At 52.6% G+C, this 14,737-nt stretch carries 11 protein-coding genes and 1 pseudogene; 4 read left to right on the forward strand and 8 right to left on the reverse strand.

All coding sequences use genetic code 11. The features are described from left to right. Together GOV38_RS22030 and GOV38_RS22035 are read left to right on the forward strand one after the other, a co-directional pair. Positions 1 to 404: DUF3291 domain-containing protein (locus tag GOV38_RS22030; RefSeq protein WP_171213041.1), on the forward strand; the 404-nt coding region annotated here is incomplete at its 5' end. A gap of 739 nt (positions 405 to 1,143) precedes the next feature. After that, the gene (locus GOV38_RS22035; RefSeq protein WP_171210364.1) at positions 1,144 to 3,216 is read left to right on the forward strand and encodes an acyltransferase family protein; all 2,073 of its coding nucleotides are present in this window, start codon (positions 1,144 to 1,146) and stop codon (positions 3,214 to 3,216) included. Between the two features lie 264 nt (positions 3,217 to 3,480). On the opposite strand, the gene GOV38_RS22040 is transcribed toward GOV38_RS22035, so the two are convergent. Beyond that, positions 3,481 to 5,463: a S9 family peptidase gene (locus GOV38_RS22040; RefSeq protein ID WP_171210365.1), complete on the reverse strand. Its 1,983-nt coding sequence runs from the start codon at positions 5,461 to 5,463 to the stop codon at positions 3,481 to 3,483. A 351-nt stretch (positions 5,464 to 5,814) separates the two neighbouring features. On the opposite strand from GOV38_RS22040, the pseudogene GOV38_RS22435 reads away from it, so the two are divergent. Continuing rightward, positions 5,815 to 6,288: pseudogene (locus tag GOV38_RS22435) on the forward strand (DUF3291 domain-containing protein). Between the two features lie 332 nt (positions 6,289 to 6,620). Here the strand turns inward: GOV38_RS22435 and GOV38_RS22055 are convergent. The 5 genes from GOV38_RS22055 to GOV38_RS22075 all read right to left on the reverse strand — a co-directional run bounded on the left by GOV38_RS22055 (position 6,621) and on the right by GOV38_RS22075 (position 10,796). Then, the gene (locus GOV38_RS22055; protein ID WP_171210367.1) at positions 6,621 to 7,484 is read right to left on the reverse strand and encodes a DUF302 domain-containing protein; all 864 of its coding nucleotides are present in this window, start codon (positions 7,482 to 7,484) and stop codon (positions 6,621 to 6,623) included. A 7-nt stretch (positions 7,485 to 7,491) separates the two neighbouring features. After that, positions 7,492 to 7,875 (reverse strand): DUF4345 domain-containing protein, encoded by a 384-nt coding sequence (locus GOV38_RS22060; RefSeq protein WP_171210368.1) that lies wholly within the window; start codon positions 7,873 to 7,875, stop codon positions 7,492 to 7,494. Between the two features lie 10 nt (positions 7,876 to 7,885). Then, positions 7,886 to 9,811 carry a DUF3604 domain-containing protein gene (locus GOV38_RS22065; RefSeq protein WP_171210369.1) on the reverse strand — a complete coding sequence of 642 codons (1,926 nt, stop codon included), beginning with the start codon at positions 9,809 to 9,811 and terminating at the stop codon, positions 7,886 to 7,888. Positions 9,812 to 10,052: 241 nt separating this feature from the next. Next, positions 10,053 to 10,313, reverse strand: a complete 261-nt coding sequence (locus tag GOV38_RS22070) for a hypothetical protein (protein WP_171210370.1) — start codon at positions 10,311 to 10,313, stop codon at positions 10,053 to 10,055. A gap of 24 nt (positions 10,314 to 10,337) precedes the next feature. Beyond that, entirely contained in the window at positions 10,338 to 10,796 is a 459-nt protein-coding gene (locus tag GOV38_RS22075) for a hypothetical protein (RefSeq protein WP_171210371.1), read from the reverse strand. A 94-nt stretch (positions 10,797 to 10,890) separates the two neighbouring features. Here GOV38_RS22075 and GOV38_RS22080 point away from each other — a divergent pair, with 94 nt between their 5' ends. After that, entirely contained in the window at positions 10,891 to 11,856 is a 966-nt protein-coding gene (locus tag GOV38_RS22080) for a LysR family transcriptional regulator (RefSeq protein WP_171210372.1), read from the forward strand. A gap of 255 nt (positions 11,857 to 12,111) precedes the next feature. Here the strand turns inward: GOV38_RS22080 and GOV38_RS22085 are convergent, their stop codons facing one another. Both GOV38_RS22085 and GOV38_RS22090 read right to left on the reverse strand, forming a co-directional pair. Further along, positions 12,112 to 13,659, reverse strand: a complete 1,548-nt coding sequence (locus tag GOV38_RS22085) for an arylsulfatase (RefSeq protein WP_171210373.1) — start codon at positions 13,657 to 13,659, stop codon at positions 12,112 to 12,114. 322 nt (positions 13,660 to 13,981) lie between these two features. Then, entirely contained in the window at positions 13,982 to 14,347 is a 366-nt protein-coding gene (locus GOV38_RS22090) for an STAS/SEC14 domain-containing protein (protein ID WP_171210374.1), read from the reverse strand. Between the last annotated feature and the right edge of the window lie 390 nt (positions 14,348 to 14,737).

Raw genomic sequence — 14,737 nt, forward strand, 5'->3', positions numbered from 1 at the left:
AAATCACTACCTTTGCCGAGGCCGTTCCGCGCGTCAACGCGAGAGCCGAGGACAGTTCCGGCTTTGTCTGGCGTTTCGGCGACGAGCGACCACCAGCGGAGGCGGCAGGCTGGCCGCTCTTCGATGATGATCGCATCATCGCGTCCTTTTCCATTTGGGAAACGCCCGAGGCGCTTAAGGCCTTCGTGTACCGTGGCTCGCACGGCGCCTTCTACAATCGGCGCGCCGAGTGGTTCGATCAGGATTCCCCGCGCGGTTACGCTCTGTGGTGGGTCGTGCCGGGTCACAGACCTGACATCACCGAAGCCTGGAGCAAGGTCGACCAAATGGCCGCCGAGGGGCCGTCAGACGCCGTCTTCACCTTTTCGCAACTCACGCTTGCAGCTGGCCCAGCTAGATCGTAATCGAGACCCATCGGTGCCTTCAAGCCGTGGAAAGGCCAAGCTTTCCCACGACAGATTTATTCGGTCCGCATCGATGAAGTGACGAACGGCAGGTTTGTCCGCAGAACGGTCATTGATGCACTACGCAGCAAACGACTGCCTTGAGCCCAAAGCTGGCCTTTATTGCGTTAGCTTTCGCAGCCGGTTTGCGCCAATAGCTGAATTTGCATGGGGGCCCAAAATTATCGGTGGCCTGACTGCTCAAAAGCTTATCAGGCGCTGACGTTCATAATTTGCAGTCTAGTAATCCGATTACTCTTGCGAAAAGCAGTTTGCCGTTGTGATCTAGTGTTTTACCTTTCCGGTCCCATGCAATCCACTAGTAAGGCACTCACTTTTCTGGCTCGTCGGTGGCGAGTGACGCCGAGCCAGCTTAGTCTACTCGGCTTCAGTCGCTCTCTGAGTGGGGCCTCTCGCGCGCTAAACTATCCTCATTTCGGCCTTGCGAGGTTTCAGACACCACTTGAGGGTTCCCGATGGAATATTGCATCGGCGATTCAACCAAGTCTGTCGAACGTTTGTTTCGAACAAAAAACGAACAGTGCGATTGGTTCGCCTCTACACCCGAAAACATCTCAATGTGACAGTGGTTGAGGTGGCTTTGACTCATGTGATAAGCGACACGACACAGTCAAAGCAAACACTAGAGCGCCTTTCGGTAGGCTTGCAGTTCAATCAACCTCTCTCGAAGGATTGACTAATGCGTGTATCGGCTAGCGCGAACGGTTTTCGACCCGAAATTCAGGGACTTCGAGCAATTGCAATGCTATTTGTCGTCGGGTTTCACGTTTGGCCTTCCGCAATCCCCGGAGGCTATGTTGGCGTCGATGTTTTTTTTGTAATTTCGGGGTTCCTGATTACTGGACTGTTACTTAGAGAGTATCAAGAGACTGCCAGGATCGATCTGCGTACGTTCTGGGTTCGCCGCATTAGGCGTCTTCTACCCGCAGCGTTACTCGTGCTTTTTACCTGTGTTGCCCTAACCTTTCTTATTCTGCCAAAGGGACTGTGGAAACAGACTTTGACAGAAGCTGCTGCAAGCGGGCTTTATGTTCAGAATTGGTTGCTTGCCTGGGAATCCGCTAGCTACTTCGCGGTCGAATACGACCCAACTATGGTCCAACATTTCTGGTCCCTCTCCGTCGAAGAACAGTTTTATATAATATGGCCTCTGGCTCTGGTTTTTGCCTTAGTGAAATCCAGCCGGAATACTCGAGAGCACGGTGACGGGCGTGCTGGGTCCTCAACAAAAAGAGTATTCCTGACCCTTGTGCTTTCCTTATTCTTCATTTCGCTCTTCTATTCGGCCTATGTGACGTCGACATCGCCCGGTATAGCATACTTCTCAACCGCAACCCGGGCGTGGGAGTTTGCGCTTGGTGCTCTCCTACATGCTTTACCTAGATCGCCCCGAAATGTTTTTCGGGCAGAGTGGCTGTTTGCTGGCGTAGCGTGGATTGGTGTTGCTGGGATCGTCGTCGCGGCAGTGACATTCTCAGACACCACCGCTTTTCCTGGCGTTGCGGCTCTTCTGCCGACGATTGGTACTGCAATTGTGATTTGGGCTGGTAGACAGGATGAGGTCTATTCTTGGTCTCGGTTGAGCGAGGTACGAGTTGTTAGGCTGCTCGGTGATTTGTCTTATTCAGGGTATTTATGGCACTGGCCACTAATAATCGCTTTCCCATTGGTGTTTGGCCGCGATCATACAGGATGGGATGGCATCCTGCTTGTAATCGCTACGTTACTTTTGGCATGGCTGACGAAAAAGTATGTTGAAGATCCGATCCGCTACAAAACACCGAAATCCGGCAGCATCCGGACGGTTTTCGGGTTTGCGGTCTCCGGGATGGTCGTGCTCACAGTCGCGAGCGCTGTAGGGCACCAGATCGTTCAAAGGGATCACGAATTACGTTTTGATGGGGGTTTTTCATATTTGTCTGTAGCAGATATCAAAGCTGAGTTGAGGACCACGCTCGAGTCTAAAAGCTGGCCGGAGGGAAATCAGCCTCCCGGAAAAGAAGCCCTCCCTAAAGAGTGGATGGTAGACAAATGCCTTAGCATCAGTCGGAGTGAAGAGCAGTTTTGTCGATACGGAACACCCGACGCATCGCGAAAACTAGTACTCCTAGGCGATTCTTGGGCCATTCACTTGTTGCCCGGCGTACGTCAGGCGTTTGGTGAGGATTGGGATATTCACGTCGTAACCGTAGGCCAGTGCCCGATAGCAGACGTGGCAGTTCACAAATGGAGTGATAGCTATGAATACTCAGCTTGTGCGCGACATAGAAGTTCTATTCCCACGATCCTTGAACAGATTAGTCCGGATCTAGTTATCGCATCGGATTCGACCATAAGTGCGCTTGACAGGTTGAATTCCAGCGCGACTGGTGATGCCGCCTTCGACGAAGTAGTCACCGGGGTTCAGAAGTCTTATCGGGTCCTCAGTCGAGGTAAATGGCCCATCGTTATTGTGGAATCCCCACCCAGGGCAAACTGCCTTGTGACGGGGCCTACTGGTCCGGCGGACTGTGTGACGTCGAAAGCTACCCTTTTCGAGCATCGGCTGGCAAAAAAGAAGGCGGTTGTGGCAGCTGATGCGGGTTTACCGTTCCTAGACTTAACGTTTTGGGTCTGCAGTTCTGATTTGATCTGCCCTCAGCAGATAGGAGGTTTCTTAGTTAAAGCAGACACTGGACACTTCTCTGAGACGTTTTCCCGAAAACTCGGATCCCTATTGCGCAATCAAATTGAAGCAATAGTGGATATGTAGGCAGATTTGGTCGCTGTCGGTTGTTTTTCCGGGTTTTCAATTCCTGCGACGTATATGCTTGGACAGTCCTCGCCTATGAACTCATACAGCGTGATTGGTGTCACACAAACTGAGTGTAGCGACTGAAGTTGCCGATTGGTGGCTTTGTCACGCGAACTTTGAGTTCGGTCTGGTCAAGACGCTGCCCCATCAGCGAATGACTGTAAATCGGGTGTGACGACAGCATTCCGACCGCATATCCAAGGTCTGGAATGAGCCGATGCCTTAGTCCAACACTTCGACCGCAATCTCGATATAGTCAAATCCGCCGGAACGACCACCAAGATGTTCTGTCAGAAACTCTTCAACACGACGGGCATGACGGATTGAATTTTGCCAGCGGTCAATCCCATGGCCCTCGTCTTCGAAAATCAACTCTTCCGGTTCCAAACCTGCTTCGCGGGCTTTGCGCAGAAATTCTTCAGATTGTTCAAATCCGACGATCCGGTCTCGTTTGCCTGCGACGATCATCACCGGAATTTGTAAGCCATCGATGCGGTTAGACGGTGAAAAAGCACGCATGTCTTCAACATCGTCAGGGTTATTCAAGCTACCGAAGTAACGCTCAAGGTAGGACGTGTTCAGGCCCCAAGCGAAGGGATTATTTCGCATCTGGTATTCAACGTCCAAGACCGCGTGTTCGATGATGGCCGCGGCAAATGGGCCGTCAGGATCGGTTGCTGCCATAGCCGAAGCGTAGCCGCCATAGGAACTACCATTAATCGCAACCGCTTCGGGGTCGGCAATGCCATTTTCAACCGCCCATGCGACGGCATCGTAGAGGTCCGTTTGCATCGCGCGACCGAACTGTCCAAATGCGGCGGATTGAAATGCACGGCCATAACCCGTTGAACCGCGGAAATTTACTGAAAGCACGGCATATCCGCGATTCACAAGGAACTGTCGAAAATTGTTGTACTCCCACTCGACATGGCTAGCCGGACCGCCATGCACTTCAAGCACCATTGGTACTGGGTCGTCGACGCCCAATGGCCGAACCAACAATGCTGGGATCTCCAAACCGTCGCGAGCTGGAATGAACACTTCTTCTGTTGGCGCAATCTTGTCGAGGTGATCGCGCCGGAAAATATAGTCGCCCAAATCTGAGGTTTGTTCCGCTTCAAGATCGATAAGAATGTTCTGATAGTTCTTAGCTTCCGGCGACAAGAAGGCCAAAAGGTGCGGGCTGCCGCCCGAATTTACGATGCCGTCAATCATCACTTCGTTGCCAAATAAATCAAGAATGCGGCGCAGGGTCTTTCCTTGTTCCGAAAGTGGAATAGGGGGCATGCCCTTTCTGTGAGGCAACGCCAAGTCCAGCTGACCATCGTGATTGGACAGGTTCACGACGCGGAAGATATCGGTCCGCTCGTCTGCTGCCAACACCTCTTCTGCACCGGTCTGCAAGTCGACTTTCACCACAGCGGATTTGTCCCGACCGCGCGACGAATTGGCGAAGGCAAACAGGCGATCTACGGTAACCTCATGCACCCAGAACGTTTCAAATGCATCAAGGGTGAATAACTCGCGCCAGACTTCGGTCGCGGGATCGTCAAATACGAGAACCTTGGTCTTATTCTTCTCGGCGCGATCAAACCGCATTACAGGCTTGTGGTCCTGACCAATGGCCCAACCTAACGTCTGTCCTTCGTTTTCGATAAACAGCTCTTTCCCGCCGCCATCCAAGCGCGTTTTGTAGAGATCCGCAAAAGCAGGATTGCGATCTCTCGACGAGACAATCCACGGGTCTTCGGATGTTTCTGGTTGGTTCACAATGAACCAGCTCTGAAAGCCGCGAGGGGTCACGTCCATCCAGTTTTCTCTATCGGCATTCGAGGGGTTCACACGCCACAAACGATCGTCGATGCTGACGTGCAGTTCTTCCACAACGTTCGACCAAAAGTAATAATCCACATTCTCGAAGACAGCGAACTCGTTTTTTAGAGCCGCGTCACTTAGGATCACCACCTCTTTCGTTAGCCGTACCGCCCTTCGGGCGACGTAGGTTCCTTTAATAGAGACCCGGTGTTCCCATTCAGCGCCTGTATTGGCGAAGAAATCGCGAACCGGAATGATGGGAGGCAGATCGGCCGACTTAAGCGAAGCGTGGGTCGGCGCTGTATCGCGACTAAGCCACGCGATTGTGCCACCACCGACAGTACCAAGGAGAACGACGAGAGCCAAAAGCCATTTGAAAAAACGTTTCATGATCAAATCCACCTGCCTTCAACGCGGAAAATCATGCCATTGTTTCGCGGTTCAGTCTAGCAAGCGCCACGGTCGTTGATGAATGAAAAGGACACTTCGTACGGCAGACTATAAATTCAATCTTGGTCTTGTTTCGCTGGTGCCGCGAATGGCAGTTATTCCGACTGCGGGCGCAACATAAAGACAGAAGGCCAAATGTCCGGACAGGACCGTTCTACGCGATCAACTAACTGCGGGGCAAGGAACTTGCTGTAACAGCACCAAGGTCCGGAATGAGCTCATCGACGCCCGTGTTCCAAATGCCTCGAAGATCAATTGTAGAGTCCGTGGCTCGCGTGCATAGGCTCGGGAATGACAACACCGATCCGCTACCTCGCTCATTTCAGCTGGGGCATGTTACGTGCCTCTGTGGACGACCCGCAAATCACTACCTTTGCCGAGGCCGTTCCGCGCGTCAACGCGAGAGCCGAGGACAGTTCCGGCTTTGTCTGGCGTTTCGGCGACGAGCGACCACCAGCGGAGGCGGCAGGCTGGCCGCTCTTCGATGATGATCGCATCATCGCGTCCTTTTCCGTTTGGGAACCGCCCGAGGCGCTTAAGGCCTTGGTGTACCGTGGCTCGCACGGCGCCTTCTAAAATCGGCGCGCCGAGTGGTTCGATCAGGATTCCCCGCGCGGTTACGCTCTGTGGTGGGTCGCGCCGGGTCACAGACCCGACATCACCGAAGCCTGGAGCAAGGTCGACCAAATGGCCGCCGAGGGGCCGTCAGACGCCGTCTTCACCTTTTCGCATCTCACGCTTGCAGCCGGCCCAGCTAGATCGTAATCGAGACCCATCGGTGCCTTCAAGCTTTGGAAAGGCCAAGCTTTCCCACGACAGATTTATTTGGTCCGCATCGATGAAGTGACGAACGGCAGGTTTGTCCGCAACTCCGCCGTTCAGAAGATTTCAGGGAACGTCCGCTGCCGTTCAATGCAGACCTTCAAGCGAAAATTCTCGGAATGACCACCAACAATGACCGCTATCCGTTCCTAAGCCGTCATCTGACTGAAAGACTCAGATGACTGCCATGAGCCCAAAGCGGACCTCAGTTTTTGAAAGAACTCGTAGTTCCGCAATGCTGCAATTGCATCGTTTTTGCGATGTGCGGTATCGCTCTACTGAAGTGCTTTTTGAAAAGTTGCTGTAAGCCTTTCGTTCAGCGCGTGATGCGGTTTGGCTGATGAGCCATAATAAAGCTCGGCAAAGGCAGCAATATCATTGAAAATCACGACGGAGCCACCGTCATCGCCCGCATAAACCAGCAACTTTTGGCAAAATGCATCAAGGCCGATTGCCGGAAAGTCCTCCATTGCGATACCACCCGGTCCAGGTCCACCGAAAAGTAAAAGTACCGCTTTGGGTAATTCCGTACCTTGCGTCGCAGCTTCTGCTGTAAAGTCAATTTCACCAAACCAGACAGTATCGTCTTGGGCCATCACGATCTTGGTGAGATTTTCAACCGCCTCGGCAACACTTAGTGCAGAGGTCAACTCGATGACACCATAGTCTCTGCTGAGCCCATCTGTTGTTGCTGCATCGCCGTCGACCTCTCGCGTTACTTCTCCTAGTCTTTGAGAGAATGTGTCGAGTGCGGACTTGTCTCTGAGCCCATGGCGGACTTCCAAAAAATCCGAACCTGTGTGAATGACTTCAGCAGTACCATCCTGTGCGTAAGACAGAACGCGGAATGGTAAGTCGAGCCCCGCTCGTATGTTTTCTTTCAGAATGGGTGTGTTGATTTCAGGGTCCGAGAATATCTGAACACGCGAGGGCGGCATCTCTACGCCTTCGGCAGCCGCGAGCCGAGCGTGGTCAATCGAGGCAATGGAAGCCAATCCAGCCTCCTCGATGGCGACCTCAATCAACGTAATATTTTCGTCCACCGCTTCTTGCACGGATGACGCCTGCGCCATCATTGCGGTAGCAAATATTAGAGATATTCCCGCGAGCGAGCGATGCTTGGTTCGAACTACAGTCATAACAACCTCAAGTGATTTCATCATTTCTTCGCAACGAAACAAAGGCCAACACGCCGAATACCAATTCGGCCACAAGATAGAACAAAAGAACGAACCCAGGCATGCCATCCAACATGATGCTCAGCGCGCGCCCGGCAGCTAGGCCCACCATAAACAGAAAAAGCACCCAGAGCGCGGGGCGCTGCAACTCCGGCTTTCCTGCTGCGATCAGCCAAAAAACGGCATTTGCCAGATAAAGCCCCATTATGGCTCGGAAAACATGCGCTTGGTTCGTTCCTTCCACTGGGAAGCCAAGCAAATATGTTACTGTGACAGACGGTACGAGCCCGTAAGATAGTGCGATCGGCACGAGGCCAAGTGCTGCTAGGAGCAGCAGCATGCGGTCAGTCATTTTAGCCTTCCTACTGCTCGGGTGTATACCAAATAGGTGACGTATATGCCCGTTCTTGGTGCGAACGCGGAACATCAGCGTCCATCTTCATCCCATAAAACTTCTCGTCATACGCCTGCCAGGTTGGCGTTGGTATTTCGAGAACGCGTGCGTAGTAGTACGCTGGAAGAGCAGGATCAAAATCAGGGTCAGTCCACACACCTCGCAGCTCGGCGGTTCCGATGGAGTTAATGTAGGTCGCGTTAGCCTCGTCCACTGTAGACCCAACCGGTTGCCGAGCACGCCCGTCCTCGCCGATTTCGCGTCCATCCGAGACGGCAACATCATAGATGCGTTCCTGCCTTGACCCTTCCGCGTCAATCCAGCCTTTGATAATCTGCACGCGATCCAGATTGGCCGCGCTCACATCCTTTAGTGCGCCGAGCATAAACACCGGAGCGGTTGCCTCGCCCTGCGGCGGCAGATCTCCTCCCATGGGAACTCCGCGGGAATAGCCGATGTCGACGACATTTGGACGGAATACGTCTTCGCCTTCGAAATCCCACCCCCCAAAAAAACGGACCGTTATGCGGGTGCCTGTAGTAGCATATACCTCTTTTGCCTGCATGGCATCAAAGATGGCTGAACGCGTATTCTCCCGTGCCCAAACTCCAGCGAGACCGGAAGCGAGAGCCTCATATTCAAATGTGGATAACGTTTCGTCACCATTAAAGGATTGGATCACATAATGCTTCCACCGATCAGGTGAAGGTTCAGACGATGGCATCTTCCCCCAGAAGTTGTCATCCCGTGTCGTGGACACTGCGGTATGCGCGTCGGTGGCTCCAATCTGGCCAAATTTGAATGGATTGATGCCAAGTTTCTGTTCTTGTTGCATGCCGACCTGCAACGCTGACCGCGCATACTCATAAGGCAGCATCTCAGGTTGTTTTGGTTTAAACCCACCGATATCGCCTTTGTCCCAGGTGCCGTAGTCGGCGAACTCATCGTCAGGTGACAACGCAGGGTGAGCCTCTCCATCGCCTTTGATTTGCGTCACTTCGATTATTGGCTCCCACCGCATGCGCGTTTCCGCATACGCAGTGTCAATCGGTTCTCCGTTCAAACGCTCAGTGGCAAACATGAGACCGTTGGACAGGTTGCCATTGTGAGGGATCGCCATGACGGAGCCTCCAGTCAGGTCTTCGTAGGCTTGCATGTAGGCCCACAAATCTTCCGGATCAGGGCTGTCATACGCGGAAAATGGTGTCACTTGGCTGGCTTTGCGGCCATCCTCTTTGAAGAGCACGACACGGTGAAGGTTGGATGGCGTTTCCTGATTGTTTATAGACGTCCATTCAAACCCTATGAACGCAGTAAAATTTCCCGGGTCGTTATACTGATCCGCCAGTTCGATCTGCCGGTCCCAAATAGTACGATCGAGTTTAGGATTGTCGATAATGTCTCGGTTCTGCGCCACACCGTCGTTGCCCCAAAGCTGGAAAGCCGCATAGCCTTCTCCGGCTTGCACAAGGTCATACAAGCGCTGTCCGTATTCGGTCGCGAGCAGATCTCTGTTTGCCTCCTCAAGCATTACTGGCAAGCCGAGATTTTCAGCGTGGTCAGAAACCACTAGGAAATCGAGAGGCCGGTCAATACGCAGTCTCTGACCTGACGAAGTGATCACTTCTTCACCCATGGCAAACCGATAGGCATCCACCGGCGTGAGCGAATTTCCAATCATTCCGGCATCTGTTGAAAACATCGTATGCAGGTGGGTGTCACCCCAATAAAGACCCTCTGCGAGGCCACGATTTTTAACAGTACGTTCGATGAACGGAGAATAGTTTTGTGGTGGTCCCGAAACGTCTTCTTCTGCGGGCCCAATATCTTGACCGAGAGCAAAGCTCGGAGAAACGGTAACTGCCAGTAGTGCTAGTGAAATTTGTTTGAACATCGTGATCCCCCAAAACTTTGCACTAGGTAAATTCATAAAAAGCCTACCCATAATGCACCGCTGGGATCAACAAGCCAAAGGTCTCGCTATCCAAAAGCATGTTTTCGGACGGCAGCTTTGTCCGCAGAGCGGACCTTGGGACTGTGAAACTGAACGGCTGCTCTGCGGACAAACCTGCCGTTATTCTGGCTCAGGCGAACGGCAGGTTTGAGGTATTTATGGGTCTGATGATTGAACGACGCTAAGCTTCGATCATGACCACAATCGTGTCGGCGTGGACACCATCATGCTTCATGGCCGCTTGGCCGAGTGGTCCGTTGTTGATCTCGAGGAACTTGTCTAGGTCGGGAATGTTGGCGGACAGGCCAACCTTGTTGGGCTCTGTCGAATGAACGAAAGTCACCATATCGAAGACAACATCCTTGAAGATTTCCTCGCGCTTTGGGGATGAAAGCCAGTGTTCGACATCATCCACATCATGCATTGCAATAACTCTGGGCATTCGTGTTCTCCTTGTTGAAAGATTTCAGATGGCAGCTGGAACGGGACTGGTTTGGGCCTCGGGTGTACCTGCTTCTAATAGAGCCGCAAGTCTTGTGCGCTGGCCCCATAGGATGAGGCTTCCGCAAACAATCAGGATCAGGGCGAGAGGGAGCCCTCCAGGGTTGAGAACCGCATGAAACAGAACGATAACGGCCATGATCGGTGCCAGCAGAGCTAACCCAAGCGCCGGGGCCCGGTTGGATAAAAGAAGAAGCGCACCGATAAGTTCGATGCTTTTCATCAAAGGCCAAAGAAATCCAGCCTCTTTGAGCGATGCTTCAAATGCACGCCCGACATCTGTGGTCGGTGGGTGTATCAAGTGTGCGTCTGTGAAAATGAAGACAAAGCCATCCAGCGCCCCGACTAGAAAAATACCGCCGAGTAGCAGGCGCGGTGCGCGGTCGATCAGCAGCCTTTTGAAATTCGGGAAAGAACGCGGCATCGTGAAAATCCTTCAGGTTGGGTTGCGCTTAGACACCTTTTCTCGTGAATATGGTGGCAGATAGTGTCGATCCAGCGAATAATGCTCAGCCCAGATGAACGAAATTCAGATTAAAAACCTCGACTTGAATCTGCTGCTGGTCTTCCGCGTCTTGATGGAAGAGGGCAGCGTGAACCGGGCCGCCGAACAGCTTGGCCGTACACCCTCTGCCGTAAGCCATGCACTCGGTCGATTGCGCGATCAATTGGAAGACCCTTTGCTGGTGCGCACCGGTGGCATTATGAAGCCAAGCCCCCGGGCCGAGTCGCTTTATCGTGAGATTCGACCGATCCTGTCTAAAATCGAGCGCGTCGTGCAAGCGCCCGCGCCCTTCGAACCCTCGACCTGCACGCGGACGTTCCGCGTGGCAGGTCCTGCACTGGATTGCATCGCCTCTCGGGTTGTTTCGCGGATGCAGGCGGACGCGCCGGATACGGCACTGGCCTGGCGACCCTATTCCAAGGAAACGATGAGTCAGATCATACGGGGCGAAGTCGACATCGCATTTGGAAACGCGAATTTTCCCTTGCCCGAGGGCTTGAAAGCGAAAGTCTTGAAACCGATGAAACGCTATGTGATGGCCCGACGGGGTCATCCGGCGGCCAACGACTGGAGTTTGGAAAGCTGGATGCGCTGGCCCCATGTCGTAGTGCGCATTCCAGCCGCCATTCACGATACAGTCGAAGCACGCTTTACAGATCTTGGTCTGAAACGCCGCATTGGGCTTCATGCGGCCAGTTGGTCGGGAATTGCGTCGGCGTTGAATGAAACAAACATGTTGGGAAACTTCGTTGCTCTTATCTTGTTGGAGGGCCGCGGCGGCGACGAACTGCAAGTCTTTGAACCGCCTGAACCAATGCCCGATCTTGTTATTCGTGTTATCTGGAATGCGGAATTGGACGCGGATCCGGCACTTGCCTGGATGAGGGGCATTGTTCTGGCAACATTTGAGGAACTCGCAGACGAGGCTAACAAACGCTTGTCTGATCGTGACATCATCGTGCCGCGACCCACCGGATGATGCTCCAAGAAATTTCAGATCTTTGCGACCCCGGAAGAGGTCATTCGTAGCTGGCGCAGCATCCGAAAAAATGGGTTTGAGCAGTCTTCGTTGCACAGCGCATTAGTGGCCGCAGTAAGGACAAAGCCGGTGTTCGTCTTCTCCCTTGGACTGCGCTAGTTTTCAGCCCAAGGGTCTGATTTATGTGCCCAAGTTCGACAGACAGCTGTCTTTGAATTCAAGCTGACGAACCAAGCTTACTGGGTTCCGATAGAGCTATTGATTGCCTGCACGGCTGGTGAGTTCCTCCATAACGTTATCGAGGTTAAAGCTTCCGGGTTTTTGCCTTGGCGGAAACTCCTCGAAGCTTTGCAACCATTGTCCAACATAGGCGGCAGCAGGAGCTATCGCGAACATATGCTCAAGGAACCAGCGCTGGTAACCCATAGCGTTCTCTTCCTCGGCTCTTTCAAACGGGTCGCTGCGTAAGTTTGAAAGCATTGGTGCGCGCAACACCTCGAAAGGTGAGAGCCAAACATCAAGTCCATGTGCGTTCTGTTTTAAGAATGTCACCTTGTACTGTTCATAGCGCAAAGCAGCGACACTACCATCGTCAGTCCAATAGATGAATTCACTGCGTGGCCAATCATCGGTTTCACCTGAGAACGACGGAAGAAGATTGTAGCCGTCCAGATGTGCCTTGTATTGGCGACCGATGGCTTCAACACCACCATCGAGTAGCCTTTCTTTGATGTCTGGCTCACCAACAGAAGCCATAATGGTTGGCAACATGTCCGCGTGCGATGCTACGCCATTGATCTTCGACCCTGGCTCGATGACGCCCGGCCACTTGATGACCGTTGGGACACGATAGCCGCCTTCCCATTGCGTGTTTTTCTCGCCTCGGAAGGGCGTTGTTCCGCCATCCGGCCATGTAAACGTCTCCGCTCCGTTGTCGGTCGAGTACATTACGACAGTATTCTCGGCGATCCCAAGCTCCTCAAGTTTATCAAGCAAAACGCCGACGTGCCCATCATGCTCGACCATGCCGTCAGGATAAATTCCAAGTCCTGTCACCCCGTCGGACTCTTCTTTCAGGTGCGTAAAAATGTGCATGCGAGTGGAATTCCACCAAAGGAAGAAAGGCTTGTTCTGTTCAACAGCTCTATCCATGAAGTCCAACGCACTTGCCGTGACTTCTTCGTCAACGGTTTCCATGCGTTTTTTTGTAAGCGGCCCGGTGTCCTCAATCGAACCGTCTGCAGTTGACTTGATTACCCCACGCGGGCCGAAATTCTCTCTAAAGGTTTCATCCTTGGGATAATCAGGATTTTCAGGCTCTTCTTCGGCGTTGAGGTGGTAGAGGTTACCAAAAAATTCATCAAAACCGTGATTGGTGGGGAGGTGCTCGTCACGATCACCCAAATGGTTTTTGCCAAACTGGCCTGTCATATATCCATGGTTTTTCAGCAATCCGGCGATGGTGGGATCTTCCACGGGCATGCCCTCAGGTGCGCCAGGAAGGCCGACCTTAGTTAGACCCGTACGAATGGGGGATTGCCCAGTTATGAAGGCCGCTCGACCTGCCGTACAGGACTGCTCTCCATACCAATCAGTAAAAAGGGCGCCTTCTTTGGCTATACGGTCGATGTTGGGTGTCTGATAGCCCATCATGCCATGGTTGTAGGCACTAATATTCCAAAACCCTATGTCATCTCCCCAAATAATCAGGAAGTTCATAGGAGGTTCATCTTGTGCGCAAACGGCTGTAGCAGTTGCAGCAAATAAGGCCGCCAATATTGTAGATTTTGTTCTGTATTTCATATTTTTCCTCCCTAAATTTCTTGTTAATGCTGAATAACCTACCACAAATCCGGGACTTTTATCGGAAGCACTAATGGCTTCAAAGATTTCCGGCAGAAACCCGCAAGCGAACTTAGTGACCCAATCGACTTTGATAGCCTGACTAAACGAACTGGCCGATACCTTTTTCCAGCACTGCAAACACGTAATTGGACACGACGAAATTCGCCAAATTTCGGAACCACACTAAAGCGTTTGCTAGGCCCTGCTTCTGCTGCATTGGGCTCGATGCAGACGTTCGCTGCGCAGTGCATCAGTGACCGCTATGCGGACTTAGCCGCCCCTATTCCTCCAACCAAGCTTCGGCTGCTTCGAATTCCGTCAGCTCGAACGCCTTTACATCCATCCCAGCAAACAGTGATCCTTTGAACTCACCCACCTTACCGATCCACTGTTTATCTGTGAGTACCGCGCACTTGCTGAACTTGCGCACAAGACCAAAGAGCCCAGGCAAACGCGTTGTCTCAACGCCAAGTGCGGCCAGTGTCGGAAACTGGAAGTCAGTTATCGTATATAGCATCCGCCCATCGGCGACGCCTTCGGATTTGGCGATAAGGTCGTCCAACCCGTCGCGCATCTCGTCCGCTGTCAGACTGCCGCTTAGTTCCAGATCAACACGGTTTTCGTTGGGTTTGGTAATTTTTAACACCGAGTAGCTCCTCCAGAATAAGTGCAAGGCTGAAACTTAAAAATTACATAGCACTTTTGCTGGAGCAATTGATTTTCAGGAAAGCTCGCTTGTCCCTAGGTCGGTCAAAGGCTACATCGTCGCGTCGCCTGCGGGCGTTGGAACTGGCGCATTTACGCATTCAGCTCCGTGCCGCCATTCGCTACACATTGTTTGAACGCCTGCTTTCGGCCGAACAGGTCACAATGTTCTCCCAGATTGATTGACCGCTATGCGGACTTTCCGGACTCGTGCAGCCGCAGCGAGTGCGATCGGTGAAGTAAGCTACTGGTATCCACGGACATCATTTTACTGTCCTGTCACGCAACGGTGTTTCTGCCCCTTACAAAGACGTACGGGACACCGTTCTCA

The sequence above is a fragment of the Ruegeria sp. HKCCA5839 genome (assembly GCF_013035585.1).
Taxonomy (GTDB): domain Bacteria; phylum Pseudomonadota; class Alphaproteobacteria; order Rhodobacterales; family Rhodobacteraceae; genus Ruegeria.

Bases quoted from the DNA above. Each gene is read 5' to 3' on its own strand.
- GOV38_RS22065 (WP_171210369.1), bottom strand. From the start codon at position 9,811: ATGTTCAAACAAATTTCACTAGCACTACTGGCAGTTACCGTTTCTCCG.
- GOV38_RS22060 (WP_171210368.1), bottom strand. From the start codon at position 7,875: ATGACTGACCGCATGCTGCTGCTCCTAGCAGCACTTGGCCTCGTGCCG.
- GOV38_RS22035 (WP_171210364.1), top strand. From the start codon at position 1,144: ATGCGTGTATCGGCTAGCGCGAACGGTTTTCGACCCGAAATTCAGGGA.
- GOV38_RS22055 (WP_171210367.1), bottom strand. From the start codon at position 7,484: ATGACTGTAGTTCGAACCAAGCATCGCTCGCTCGCGGGAATATCTCTA.
- GOV38_RS22075 (WP_171210371.1), bottom strand. From the start codon at position 10,796: ATGCCGCGTTCTTTCCCGAATTTCAAAAGGCTGCTGATCGACCGCGCA.
- GOV38_RS22080 (WP_171210372.1), top strand. From the start codon at position 10,891: ATGAACGAAATTCAGATTAAAAACCTCGACTTGAATCTGCTGCTGGTC.
- GOV38_RS22085 (WP_171210373.1), bottom strand. From the start codon at position 13,659: ATGAAATACAGAACAAAATCTACAATATTGGCGGCCTTATTTGCTGCA.
- GOV38_RS22070 (WP_171210370.1), bottom strand. From the start codon at position 10,313: ATGCCCAGAGTTATTGCAATGCATGATGTGGATGATGTCGAACACTGG.
- GOV38_RS22040 (WP_171210365.1), bottom strand. From the start codon at position 5,463: ATGAAACGTTTTTTCAAATGGCTTTTGGCTCTCGTCGTTCTCCTTGGT.